Origin of the sequence: Actinomadura luzonensis, assembly GCF_022664455.2 — a bacterium.
Taxonomy (GTDB): Bacteria; Actinomycetota; Actinomycetes; order Streptosporangiales; family Streptosporangiaceae; genus Nonomuraea; species Nonomuraea luzonensis.
On record NZ_JAKRKC020000001.1, the window covers coordinates 4,990,581 to 5,002,702 of the forward strand.

The following is a 12,122-nucleotide window of genomic DNA, read 5'->3' on the forward strand; positions in this document are numbered from 1 at the left end:
CCGGGACGGGCATTTACGCCGACATCATAATCGCGCAATATGTCCGCAGGAATACTCTTTCCTGCACCTGGCCCTCCGCTGGATCCGTACAGCAGCTTCAGGCGAGGGTGCTCGGCCAGGTAGGCGCTGACGGCCTTGGCGTGGTGGATGCTGTCGTTGTCACAGATCACCACGACCGCCGGAGCGGCCGGGAACGCGGCGAGCACCTGATCGAGCAGGAGCAGGAAGTCGGCCGCGCGCCGGCGACCCAGCCGATACACCCACCGACCGGTGGTCAACTCCAGCGCGCCGAGCACGGTGACCTGCCGGTTCTTGCCCGGCGTGAGAACCTCCGGGCGATGCGTGCGCAACGTCCAGCTGGCCCGCACATGCGACAGCCAGTGCACGTGGGTCTCATCGGCGGCCCACACCATCGCGCCGCGCGGCAGCGCACGCAGCCGGGCGGTGAGGTCGAGCAGGACCCGCCAGCGGTCCGGGTCGCCCTTGGCGATCAGCCTCGGGCGCCGCCAGATGGCCACCAGCCGCACCCGCCGATACAGCGTGCGGTGGCTCAGGGCGGGCCGGTTCAGGTACCGCCACAACCGGGGGATCGTCCATGGTCCCGGCCGAGCCAGCAGCGCGGCGATACGCTGCGCCTGCCATCGCGCCGGGGACGTCCGGGACGGGGACGGTCGGCCAGGCCCGCCACGCCCAGCCGGTTGAATCGCCCGATCCAGCGGCGCACCGTGCCCGGATCGTAACCGAGCAGGTCAGCGATCTGTGCCGCCGGCAGCCCGTGCAGCGACAACAGCACCATCACCGCCCGCGTCGCCTGCCACCAGCGGGCGCGTAAGGCCGCCTGTAGCTGCTCGATCGACGCGTCCGGAGCATTGGCGAACACGACAGGAGGGCGCATACTGACCACGACCTCGCCGGGGCGGGAAAGACGGTCTGAGCAACCTTGATCCAACCCCCGGCGAGGACCCTGTTAACGCCTGTCCGCCTTGACGATCTCACGTCCCGTTACGCGCAGAACTTCTGGATACGCGCTTAGCGGAAGCTGTCCGGAAACACGAGTACCTCAGCCACAAGGCGGAGGGGCCGGGTTCACTCCGATGCCGAGTCAGTCTTCGGCCCGTTTCACGGCTGGCGGGGATTCTAGGCTCATGGGCCACCCATGTCCCGCTGGAGGCGTTCATGTCCATGCCCCATCAACTGATCGCCAGGTGGGGAACCGGGCTGGCGCGGGCCCGCTGGGTGCAGTTCCTGCTGCTGCGCCCTGAACATCCCGGTCGCGGAAGCGGAGCGGGCACAACGCCTGAAGCGGAGGGACAGCCGGCGGGGCGGATGCTCGGCCCGGAGAATGATCGACACGCGAATGCTTGGAAAGACGTTCGGCGGCTCGGCGTGGTCTGGCTGGCGTACGCGTTCACGGCGCGGAACCTGGTCAGGCTGTCGGTGCCGGCCTTGCTGGTGTTCCTTCCCCTCGGCATGGTCGCCGCATCCGCGCTGGTCGCGATCCTGGACGGGTCGGTAGCGCTGGTCAACGGCGGATTCGACCTCATCGGCTCACCTGGCGTGCCGGTACTGAGGTGGTCGGCGGCGGTGCTGGCCGCCACGGTGGCCGGGCAGATGGTGGTGCTGCCTGCGACGACCATGATCGCCGCTGGGCGGCTGGTCGGCAGGAACGTCCCCGCCTTGGCCGCGGTGCGGGCCGCGGCCCGGCGCTGGCCCGCGATGCTGGCCTTGGTCCTGGTCGGCGTGGTCGTGATCGTGGCGGATCTGTCAGCCGGTTTCGGCATTCTCATGTGGAACGGGGCGCAGGTCCCGGCCTATGCCGCCACGGTTCTGCTGCTCCTGTTCTCGCTGCCGTGCCTGCTGGCCGTGCCGGGCGTCGTGCTGGGCCGGCGGTCCGCGAGAAGCGCGCTCGCGCTCGCCTACCGGCTGACGTTCAACGCCCCCTGGGCGACCGCCCTCACGCTGGCCTTCGGCGTGGTGCTCTTTCCTGCGCTGATCCAGCAGGTCCTGCAGTGGGCCACGTCCACGGCGCCCGTCCTGCAGGTCGGTACAGCCTTCGTTCTCGGCCTGCTCGCTGTGCCGTTCCAGGCAAGCGTGATCGCTCGCCTCTTCCTGCACCGCCTGGCGCTCGCGGGAATGATCGCCGAGCTCAGGGAGATCGCCGATGAGCTGCCGCCGAGCGCGCCACGTCGGGTCCGTCCCGTTCTGGTGCTTGCGGCGTTCCTCGCGCCGAGCCTGCTATACGGGGGCGCGGCGCTGGTCAACCCGCTCGGCTGGCTGGAGGTCTCCGAGACCACCGTCACGGCGAACCTGCCCCACGGTTCAGGGGACGAGGTGCCCGAGGTGGACGGCCGATCGCCGCGACCGAGCTTGGGTTCATCGGACCTGCGCGCCCTGTACGCGGGGCCGGGCGGACATCTTGTCATGCTCCTGGACGACTCCAGGGAGGCGAAGCTGCTGACCTGCGCGGACATCGTTTGTGCCCGCCCCCGGCTCTTCTGGGCCGAGCCGCCCGCAGTGGACGGCGAGGGGCCGGCGGTCAGCGCCCAGCTCGCGGACGGGCGCGTCGCCGTGACGACGTGGGCGGTCGACGAGCAGTACCGATACGTCTACGACGAGAACTGGCGCGCCCGGCTCGGGCTGCAGATCTGCGATGCGACGGCGTGTGCGCCGGCTCCGGGCGGCAAGCCTTTGGCGGAGGTGGGGTGGGGCGGCCGCAACAAGGTGCTCGCGTTGGCGGCACGGCCGGCCGGCGGCTTGGTGGTCGCCCAGCTCAACGGGCTCCCGGCGGGGAGTGACGCCGATGAGGAGGAGCTCTCGCTCACCACCTGCGACGATCCGGCGTGTACCCGTCCACGCATGAGGAAGGTCGCCAAGGTCCCCGTGAACACGCGTACGGGTGGCGGACGCGACATCATCGCCGCCGTCGCCCATGACGACCGCCCTGTCGTGCTCCGCCTGGATCAGGACAACGGTGCCATCCACCTGGTTTCCTGCGGTGACCCCGCCTGCACCAGGGCGAGCGTCGAGCAGCCCGTCGGGGAGAGCCAGTCCGGTTACCCGTTCGACCGTGGCGACCGGCCCCACGCCGAAATGGCCATCCGGGCGGACGGCCGTCCGCTGATCGCCTACGACGACGGGGCCGAGGACGGGATCAAGCTGCTCGACTGCCGTACCCGTACCTGCTCACAGGCGGACACTGCCACGCTGACCTCACCTGACGAGCGTCCCGCGGGGCTGGCCATGGTGGTGGATCGGGCGGGACGCGCGTCGGTGGCGTTCCAGGAGCTAGGGCGCAAACAGATCATCCTCGCCACGTGTACAGGAACACGCTGCACACGTACCCCGGTGACGACGATCCGGGGCGGTGGCGACCATGGCCTGACCGTCACGCTGGACGACCGCGACCGGCCGGTGCTCGCCTGGATGGACAGGCATGGGGACGATCAGGACCTTCTCGTGACCGTGCCGCTCACCCTGTAACGCCCCGAACTGTGAGCTTTTCATTCTGAGTAGCAACCTTCTTGGACGAGCTGCAGGACGCGGATGGTCTGCACGATCGCGGTGGCGCGGTGCGGGCACCGAGCAGCGCGGGTGAGGCCGGTATCAACCGGCCTGCTGGATCGGCCAGGATCTACCGGTCTGGCAGCCGGACGAGGGATACGAACTCTACGTCGCCCTGATACCCGCCGCCCTGGAGATCCTCCGCGACGAGCAGATGACCCGCATCGCGGCGGGCTCCTACTGGCCCTGGAGCCACCTGGGTGACGACGGCGCCCTGCCTCTGGACGCTGATATCGATGAATGGTGCCGCCAGTGGGGTCTGCAGCCGCCCCAGCGGCGACACGGTGGAGACGGCCGCGGTCCGGCCAGAACGCGTCTACCCCACCAAGCACCCGTCCGGTCCGAACTCGACCGACCAAGCGTCCACACGCCAGGAGATGCCTGAGCGCCGCAAGAGCACCAGCAGCGGGTCGCAGGCCGACAGCGGAAGGCCTGTGGCCAAGAGCGAGAGGAGACCCGGCCGTGAGCCACGGACAGCACCTCCGCGCGATCCCCGACCACGCCTACAGCGGATTGAGCTCGCACCAACGCACCCCGCCGCCCATCACCAAGGCGCCCGATCCGCAACCGGAACTCGAGCCGGCCCCCGCTCCGGCGCGGGACTGCGGCGGCCTGGTCGACCTCGACGTCAACGTCGGCGGGCTGGTCGGGGTCGAGGTGTGCCTCCTGCGCCGCTAAGGAGCCTCCTCATGTCCCACCCTCGACAGATCCACGCCAGTCGCCCGACCACAGGCGGAGGCGCGTGATGGCCTACTACCGGCGCCTGCCCTCGGGATCCTGGCAGGCCACCGTCTACGAACCCGACGGCCGGCGAGTCGCCGAAACCAACCGGCTCAAGTCGGTCGTCGAGGCGTGGGCCAAGAACCTGGAGGACAGGTACGCGCGCGGCGAAGTCCACGACCCGCGCGCCGGCGAGATCCCGATTCGCGACTGGTACGTACGCCAAGTGCCTGGAGTTGGGCGGCGGCGAGCTGTCCACCCTGGACAAGCAGGCGTCGCTGTGGGCGACCCACGGCGAGCCCGCCTGGGGCGACTGGCCGGTGAACGCGGTCAAGCGGGAGGACGCGGTCAAGCGGGAGGACGCGGTCGCCTGGGCGAAAGCGCTGCGATCGACGCGGCGCCGCAACGCCGGCAAGGCCAGCGACGCGCCGGCCCCGCTGCTGGCGCCGCGGACCATCCACGACATCGCGTTCGTCATGACCGCCCTGTACAAGATGGCCATGCAGGCACGGCCGCCGCTCGTCGACCACAACCCGTTCGAGCGGCTGCCGCTGCCGAAGGCCGAGCCGGGCGAGGTCGAGTTCTACGAGCACCGGCAGGCCGAAGCCCTGTATCGGGCGGTGAAGGCGCGATCCGGGGCTCGGTCGCGGCTGCTGGTCGAGCTCGGCATGGACGTGGGCTTGCGGCAGGGCGAGATCTTCGGGTTGCACGTCGACCAGGTGGACGTCATCCGACAGCAGATCGCGGTCGTGCACGTGATGACCCGGCACGGACTACGGCCCTACCCCAAGAGCAAGATGAGCCATCTGATCGTGCCGGTGCCGCCGGCGGTGATGGAGCATTGGGCGCCGCTGGTGTCGGAGACGGCGTGGGCCGTCGGCTGCACGTGTCCGACGATCCTGCAGGACGGCACCGTGCGGCCGGGCCGCGGCCCGTGCCCGGGACTGGTGTTCCCGGCGCCGGAGGGCGGGCCGATCGACGACGGTAACTGGCGGGACAGGGTGTGGTATCCGGCGGTGGGGCGGGCGCGGGTGTGCGGGCATCGGCCGTCGCAGGATTCGCCGTGGGCGGACGAGCCGCCGGGTAGCCGCCCGGACTTCTGTGATGTGTAGGCTGACATGGTCCCGAGGTGGCCGCCGCATGTGATGCGGCACACAGCGGCGTCGTAGTTGGTGCGAGCGGGTGCGAGCCTTCACGAAGTACAAATGCTGCTGGGGCACGAAGATCCTCGCACTACGCAGCGTTACGCTCACTTGACCCCGGGGGCGCACGACGTGGTGCGGCGTGCGCGGTCCGCTCAAAATGATCACGCACGTGCAACGCACGATGTCCGGTAGAAGCGGAAAACTCCCAGGAGAAGACCTCTCCTGGGAGCGTTCTGCCTGGTGGGCGATACTGGGATCGAACCAGTGACCTCTTCGGTGTGAACGAAGCGCTCTCCCGCTGAGCTAATCGCCCTCCTGCCGGCCCCTCGCGGCGCCGACGGGAAAACCATACCGCACTCTGGCACCTGCTGGCGAAGCGAAGCGATCGGGTGGGGGCGCCGGGGGGAGGCTGGGGGAGGGATTCAGGGTGAAAGGCGGCGGTTGCCCACCGGCGACGGGGGTCGGTGACATACCATCGTCGTGTCCCGGAAGGCGGCGGTCGCGATCTTTCCTGAGAAACGTTCATGGCCGGCCGTTCCGGGGCAGGCTCGACAGCACGCAAAACCCTTGCAAATGCGACCCGGTAGATGCCGTTTAGCCAGGTAGATGCCTAAATGTCCAGCTGTGATGTGCGTTACAGAAGGCCCCTGAGGCGGAATCTTTCCTACAGGTTTCTTCGTTCCGCGTCATAGCTCAGGACGAAGTCCGTCAGAGCAGTGAAAGCCCCGAAGAGGGGACCTACGACGAAAAGGTTTGGCTGACGATGAACAGCACCACCGTCTCCGCCGAGCTTGGCCTTCGGCTTGTGGTCCCCGACCGTACTACCGTCCCCCTGCTCGCCGGACTGAGCTACACAGCCGACGACCCTTACGCCATCCGCATGGCCTTCCACGTAGGGAATGACGAGCCGGTCGAGTGGATCTTCGCCCGCGAGTTGCTGACCGTGGGCATCGTGAGGCGTGTCGGCGACGGCGACGTGCAGGTCTGGCCGGCACGCGCCGATGGGGAGCGCACGCTCCACATCAGCCTCACGTCCCCGTTCGGCCAGGCCCTGTTCGAGGTGCCGCTGGCACCGCTCACCGAGTTCCTGCACCGCACGTACGAGAAGGTGCCGGCGGGGCGCGAGACCGACTTCATGGATCTGGACGCGGAGCTGACCAACATGCTCTGGCCGTCCTGACCCCGGGCAGCGACTCCAGGGCCGTGCGCATGCGGGCGATCTCGATGCTCTGCCCTGAGTACACGTCGCGGGCCAGCAGCCGCATGCGGTGGTCGCGGCCCCCGGCCAGCTCCTCCCCCGCCATCTTCACCGCGCCCTCGTGGTGGCGCGTCATGAGCCGCAGGAACAGCCGGTCGAAGGCGGGCCCGCGGGCGGCGCGCAACGCGGTCAGCTCCTCCTCGCTCGCCATCCCGTAGCCGGTGGCCGCCGCGCCGTGCTCGTGCGCGGCGGGCGCCGGGCGGCCCAGCTCGGCGAGCCAGCTCGTCATGGCCCTGATCTCGGGGGTCTGGGCGGCGGTGATCGCGCGGGCCACGTTGCGCACGACGGTCGTCGTGGTGCGCGCCTCGACCAGGGACGTCATCTCCAGCGCCTGGCGGTGGTGCGGGATCATCGCCTCCGCGAAGCGCACGTCGGCGGCCACGGTCGGGCGCGGCGTCCGGCCCACCCGCTCCCCCGGCGTCGCCGTGCGCGCGGGCGCGCCGGGGCTGCCGGGCACGAGGACGGGCGCCCCGGTGCCGATCGGGGACGCCTGCCGCCCGGGCTCCGCGGCGCACGCGGCCAGGCCGGCGAGGCCCAGGGCCGTCACGATGACGAGCACCAATCTCGCCATAACTGTGATAAACGCCGTACGCGGCTGCGAACCTGCTGACATAGCTTCCATAGTGAGCTACGAGACAAAGGGGAATGCGCGTTGATCTCTGCCACGTTGCGCGGAGCGGTGTCGGCCGCGGCGGTTGTGCTGCTGGCCACCGCGTGCGCGGGCGGCCCGCCGGCCTCAGGGGAGCCGGCCACCTCACAGCAGGAGACCAGCGCTCCGAACAGCACGTCCGCGCCCTCGACGGCCGCGGACGGCGTCACCACCAGCGACAACGTCAAGCAGGTCGCGCACCTGCCGCGGACGGCCCCGTTCGACGGGCGTGACGACATCAACACCGACCTGGCCTTCCAGGGCGACTACCTGTTCCAGGGCAACTTCGGCGGCTTCTCGATCTACGACATCAGCGAGCCCGCCAAGCCGGCGCGGGTCGCCCAGGTGGCCTGCCCTGGCCAGCAGAACGACGTCTCGGTGTACGAGAACCTGCTGATCCTGTCCATCGACGAGCCGGTGTCCGGGCCGGGCTGCGACGCCGACGACGACGAGCGGGCCTGGGAGGGGCTGCGCATCTTCGACGTCAGCGACAAGAAGAGCCCGCGTTACGTCGGCGCCGTCGCGACCGACTGCGGCTCGCACACCCACACCATGGTCCCCGCCGGGGACACGCTGTACGTCTACGTCTCCTCCCCCGGCCCCGAGCCGGACTCGCGGACCTGCCCGCCGCCCCACGAGCTGATCCAGATCGTGGAGATCCCGATGAGCGCGCCCCAGTCGGCGCGGGTGGTGGCCAAGCCCGACATCTTCCCGGAGCGGCAGCACTCCGACCTGGCCTCGGGCTGCCACGACATCACCGCCTACCCGGAGAAGAAGCTGGCCGCGGCCGCCTGCTTCGGCGACGGCGTGCTGCTCGACATCGCCGACCCCGTCCGGCCGAAGGTGCTGCAGCAGCTCACCGACACCCAGAACTTCTCGATCTGGCACTCGGCGACGTTCAACAACGACGCCACCAAGGTCGTCTTCAGCGACGAGCTGGGCGGCGGCGGCCAGGCCACCTGCGACCGCAACACGCCGCGCACGAAGGGCGCGAACGCCGTCTACGACCTGGTCAACGGCAAGCTGGAGCTGCGCGGCTACTTCAAGATCCCGCGCGAGCAGCAGCGGGACGAGAACTGCGTGGCCCACAACGGCTCGCTGATCCCGGTGCCGGGCAAGGACATCATGGTGCAGTCGTGGTACCAGGGCGGCGTGTCCGTGTGGGACTTCACCGACTCGGCCGCCCCGAAGGAGATCGGCTTCTTCGAGCGCGGCCCGCACCAGCCGCCCACCGTCGCGGGCTCCTGGTCGGCCTACTACTACAACGGCTACATCTACTCCAGCGACATCACGGAGGGCCTGGACGTCCTGGAGATCGACGACCCGCTCACCGACCCGGCGAAGAAGGTCGAGATGGCCGACTTCAACGTCCAGACCCAGAAGAGCTACTAGGGCGGCAGCACGGGCCCCGACCGCGCCGCCGCCCCGGCGATGGCGGCGCCGTCGAGCGGCACGGCCTCGGGCGGGATGCCCGCCCACGGCCATTCCACGGTCAGCACGCACGCCTCGGGCGGCGGCAGCGGGAACAGCCACAGCGGCATGTGATAAAGCGTGAACGACGCGTCGCCCCGCACCCCTCCGGGGAACCAGGAAAGGTGCGGCGGCGCGCAATTGTGGTCCATTCCGGAAGCCACCTCGGAGCCGTCCGGATAGCGCAGGACGACGTGCAGCGACGTGCTCTCCTCGCCGGAGAACGCCGAGTCGAGCTGCAGCGCCAGGCCGCGCGGAGCGGCGGCGTTGCGGGCCACGACGTCCATGTTCAGCAGGCATCCGGTGGCGTACACCTGGATCATCGGCAGCAGGACGGCCAGGGCGGGCGTGCGCGCGAGCACGCGCTCCACCGTGACGACCGCCCCCATTTCAGAAATCGGCGGCAGCGGTGCGCCGCCATCCCCACTCATCTGAAACTCACCAATATTCGATGGGCGTTGTCGCGGGGATCGTAACTCCGTTTTTTGATTCTCCGCCCCGGATATGCGGAAATGTAGAAAGAATCCAGAGCCCCGCCCGCGCGGGCGGGGCCGGCCGGTCACGGGTCGAGGTCGGCGGCGGAGCGCTCGGCGAAGACCCGCATGGCCTTGGTGGTGATCGGGCCGGGCGCGACCGGCAGCTCGGTGTCGTCGACGAGCCTGATCGGCTGCACGTCGCGGGTGGTGGAGGTGAGGAACGCCTCCTCGGCCTCGTACAGGGCCGACAGCGGCACGTCGGCCTCCTCGCCGCCGAACCACTCCAGCACCAGCGCCCGGGTGACGCCCGCCAGGCAGCCGGCCTCCAGGGTGGGGGTGAGCAGCCGCCCGCCGAGGACGACGAAGACGTTGGAGCCGGTGCCCTCGCACAGGTTGCCGGCGAGGTTGCCGAAGACGGCCTCGCCGCCGCCGCGCTTCTTGGCGTGCAGCAGGGCCTTGGCGTTGTCGCCGTAGGAGGTGCTCTTGACGCCGGACAGCGCGCCGCGCTCGTTGCGCGGCCAGGGGACGACGGCGACGTTCGCGGTGGCGGGGAACGGCTTCTGCTCGTCCACGATGACGACCGTGGTGGTGCCCTCGGTGCCGCGGTCGGAGCCGAGCGGGCCGGGGCCGCTGGTGTAGGTGACCCTGATGCGGCCGAGCGGCCAGGCGGGGGCGGCCTCCAGCAGCCGGGCGATGCCGCCGGCGATGGCCGCGTTGTCGGGCTCGGGCAGGTCCATGCGCTGGGCCGAGAGCGTGAGCCGGTCGAGGTGCCGGGTGAGCGCGAACGCCTTGCCGTTCACGATCTTGATGGTCTCGAACACGCCGTCGCCGACCATGAGCCCGTGGTCGAAGACCGAGACGGTGGCCTGCGCGGGGTCGATCAGCTCCCCGTTGACCCAGACAGGGATGTTCATGCAGATTCCTCCTGTGATGCCAGGGCGATGAGCCTGGCTGCCTTGAGCTCGGTCTCGGACCACTCGCGCGCGGGGTCGCTGCCCCACGTGATGCCCGCTCCCGTGCCGAACCGGATCTCGCCTGCCGAGATCTGGAAAGTCCTGATGCCCACGGCCAGCGCCGCCGTGCCCCGGTCGGCGTCGACCCAGCCCACCGTGCCACAGTACGGGCCGCGCGGGGCCGCTTCGAGCTCATTGATGATGCGCAGCGCGGACGATTTGGGGGCGCCCGTGACGGAACCGGGCGGGAACGTCGCCGCGAACAGCTCCGGCCAGCCCGCCCCGGGCGCGAGCCGGGCGCGCACCGTCGAGACGAGGTGGACCAGGCCCGGGTGCTCCTCGACCGCGCACAGCTCCGGCACCTCGACCGAGCCGACGTCCGCGACCTGGCCGAGGTCGTTGCGGACCAGATCGACGATCATGACGTTCTCGGCGTAGTCCTTGTCCAGCAGGTCGGCGGCGGTCGCGCCGGTGCCCTTGATCGGGCGGGACTCGACGACGTCGCCGTCGCGCGAGAGGTACAGCTCGGGCGAGGCGGTGACCACGCTGAGGCCGGGGACGCGGACGACGCCGCCGTACGGCGCGGGGTTGCCGGCGGCGAGCCGGGCGGCCAGCGCGAGCGGGTCGGCGCCGGGCGGCAGGGGCGCGGTGAGGATGCGGCACAGGTTGGCCTGGTAGACCTCGCCCCGCTCGATGTGGCGGCGGATGGCGCGCACGCCGCGCTCGTAGGCGTCGCGGTCGAGCGAGCTGCGCCACTCCTCCGGGCGCGGGCCGTGCCAGGGCGCGGCCGGGCGGGGCAGCGGCGCGCGGCGCACCCGGTCGAAGCGGGCGCAGGTCACCTTGCCCTCGTAGTCGACGACGACGGCCCACCAGCCCGCGCCGTCGAGGGCGGCGAGGTCGGAGGTCACGTCCCGCAGACCGGTGGCGAGCGTGTGACCTAAGTGGGCGAAACCGTCGTACACGTCTCCCATTCTCCCAGCATCCGGACGAACTCCAGCGCGGCGGGCAGCGGATCCTCCGGCAGGGCCGCGTACACCCGCCGGGCCGGGGCCACGCCGCGCAGCGGCCGCAGCACCAGCCCGGCCGGGACGGCGGGGGCGGCCAGCTCCGGCACGAGCGTCACGCCGAGCCCGGCGGCGACGAAGCCGAACTTGCCCGTCCACTCGGCCACCCGCAGCCCGCTGCGCGGCGTGAACCCGGCGGCGGCGCACGCGGTGAGCAGCAGCGTCGGCTGGCCGCGCGGGGCGGCCTCGATCCAGCTCTCCCCGGCGAGGTCGCGCAGGTCCAGCTCGCTCTCGCCGGCCAGCCGGTGGCCGGCGGGCAGCGCGACCAGCAGCCGGTCCTCGCGCAACGCCACCAGCCGGCCCGGCTCGCCCGCGGGCAGCCCGGCAGGGTAGTCGCTGACGACGGCGGCGTCCAGCGCCCCGGCGCGCAGGCGTTCCAGCAGCCGGGAGGTCAGGCCCTCGATCAGGCGCAGCTCGACGCCGGGGCGGCGGGCGGCGAAGCGTCTGAGCGTGGCGGGCACGAGGTCCACGTTGGCGGTGGCGAACGCGCCGAGGCGCAGCGTGCCGCCCATGCCCGCGTGCAGGGCGGCCAGCTCCTCCCCGGCCCGCTCCAGCCGGTCGAGCACGGCGACGGCGTGCCGGTGCAGCGCGGCCCCGGCGGGCGTCAGCCGCACGCCGCGGGCCAGCCGTTCGAACAGCGGCCCGCCGGCGGCCCGCTCCAGGGCGGCGACGCGCCGCGAGACGGCGGACTGGGTGTAGCCGAGCAGCTCGGCGGCGGCGGTGAAGGATCCGCTGCTCGCGACCTCGTCGAAGAGGCGGAGCGCGGCGGTGTCGAAGGCATTCACGTCAAGCATGGCTGCCATGCAATCTAGTCGGTGGTGGAATA

The 12,122-nt window shown here is 70.9% G+C and carries 11 protein-coding genes, 1 tRNA gene and 1 pseudogene; 6 read left to right on the forward strand and 7 right to left on the reverse strand.

The window, feature by feature from the left end; genetic code table 11:
- Nucleotides 1-68 precede the first annotated feature (68 nt).
- Nucleotides 69-895: pseudogene (locus MF672_RS51820) on the reverse strand (IS630 family transposase); the annotation flags it as partial.
- 281 nt (nucleotides 896-1,176) lie between these two features.
- Between MF672_RS51820 and MF672_RS23720 the strand changes: the two are divergent.
- From MF672_RS23720 to MF672_RS52210, 4 genes are all read left to right on the forward strand, one after another.
- Nucleotides 1,177-3,480 carry a hypothetical protein gene (locus MF672_RS23720; protein WP_242371254.1) on the forward strand — a complete coding sequence of 768 codons (2,304 nt, stop codon included), beginning with the start codon at nucleotides 1,177-1,179 and terminating at the stop codon, nucleotides 3,478-3,480.
- Between the two features lie 543 nt (nucleotides 3,481-4,023).
- Nucleotides 4,024-4,239, forward strand: a complete 216-nt coding sequence (locus MF672_RS23730) for a hypothetical protein (protein ID WP_242371252.1) — start codon at nucleotides 4,024-4,026, stop codon at nucleotides 4,237-4,239.
- A 278-nt stretch (nucleotides 4,240-4,517) separates the two neighbouring features.
- Entirely contained in the window at nucleotides 4,518-5,393 is an 876-nt protein-coding gene (locus MF672_RS23735; protein WP_242371250.1) for a site-specific integrase, read from the forward strand.
- Nucleotides 5,394-5,453: 60 nt separating this feature from the next.
- Complete coding sequence (locus MF672_RS52210; protein WP_407654779.1) at nucleotides 5,454-5,618, forward strand: tyrosine-type recombinase/integrase; 165 nt, start codon at nucleotides 5,454-5,456, stop codon at nucleotides 5,616-5,618.
- Between the two features lie 46 nt (nucleotides 5,619-5,664).
- Here the strand turns inward: MF672_RS52210 and MF672_RS23740 are convergent.
- Nucleotides 5,665-5,739, reverse strand: a tRNA-Val gene (locus MF672_RS23740).
- A 450-nt stretch (nucleotides 5,740-6,189) separates the two neighbouring features.
- Here MF672_RS23740 and MF672_RS23745 point away from each other — a divergent pair.
- A complete protein-coding gene (locus tag MF672_RS23745; RefSeq protein ID WP_020547189.1) occupies nucleotides 6,190-6,606 on the forward strand; it encodes an SsgA family sporulation/cell division regulator in 417 nt (138 codons plus the stop codon).
- Here the strand turns inward: MF672_RS23745 and MF672_RS23750 are convergent.
- Nucleotides 6,560-7,255, reverse strand: a complete 696-nt coding sequence (locus MF672_RS23750) for a DUF305 domain-containing protein (protein ID WP_242371248.1) — start codon at nucleotides 7,253-7,255, stop codon at nucleotides 6,560-6,562. The genes MF672_RS23745 and MF672_RS23750 overlap by 47 nt on opposite strands.
- A gap of 81 nt (nucleotides 7,256-7,336) precedes the next feature.
- Between MF672_RS23750 and MF672_RS23755 the strand changes: the two genes are divergently transcribed.
- Nucleotides 7,337-8,725 carry an LVIVD repeat-containing protein gene (locus MF672_RS23755; protein WP_242371246.1) on the forward strand — a complete coding sequence of 463 codons (1,389 nt, stop codon included), beginning with the start codon at nucleotides 7,337-7,339 and terminating at the stop codon, nucleotides 8,723-8,725.
- Here the strand turns inward: MF672_RS23755 and MF672_RS23760 are convergent.
- The 4 genes from MF672_RS23760 to MF672_RS23775 form a co-directional block, all read right to left on the reverse strand.
- Nucleotides 8,722-9,192, reverse strand: a complete 471-nt coding sequence (locus MF672_RS23760) for a hypothetical protein (protein WP_242371244.1) — start codon at nucleotides 9,190-9,192, stop codon at nucleotides 8,722-8,724. The two genes, MF672_RS23755 and MF672_RS23760, sit on opposite strands and share 4 nt — an antisense overlap.
- Before the next feature lie 170 nt (nucleotides 9,193-9,362).
- Complete coding sequence (locus MF672_RS23765; RefSeq protein WP_242371242.1) at nucleotides 9,363-10,193, reverse strand: aminotransferase class IV; 831 nt, start codon at nucleotides 10,191-10,193, stop codon at nucleotides 9,363-9,365.
- On the reverse strand, nucleotides 10,190-11,203 hold the full coding sequence (locus tag MF672_RS23770) for a chorismate-binding protein (protein WP_242371240.1): 1,014 nt from the start codon (nucleotides 11,201-11,203) through the stop codon (nucleotides 10,190-10,192). Before MF672_RS23770 ends, MF672_RS23765 begins: the two co-directional genes overlap by 4 nt.
- Nucleotides 11,170-12,090 carry a LysR family transcriptional regulator gene (locus MF672_RS23775; RefSeq protein WP_242371239.1) on the reverse strand — a complete coding sequence of 307 codons (921 nt, stop codon included), beginning with the start codon at nucleotides 12,088-12,090 and terminating at the stop codon, nucleotides 11,170-11,172. Before MF672_RS23775 ends, MF672_RS23770 begins: the two co-directional genes overlap by 34 nt.
- Nucleotides 12,091-12,122 lie beyond the last annotated feature (32 nt).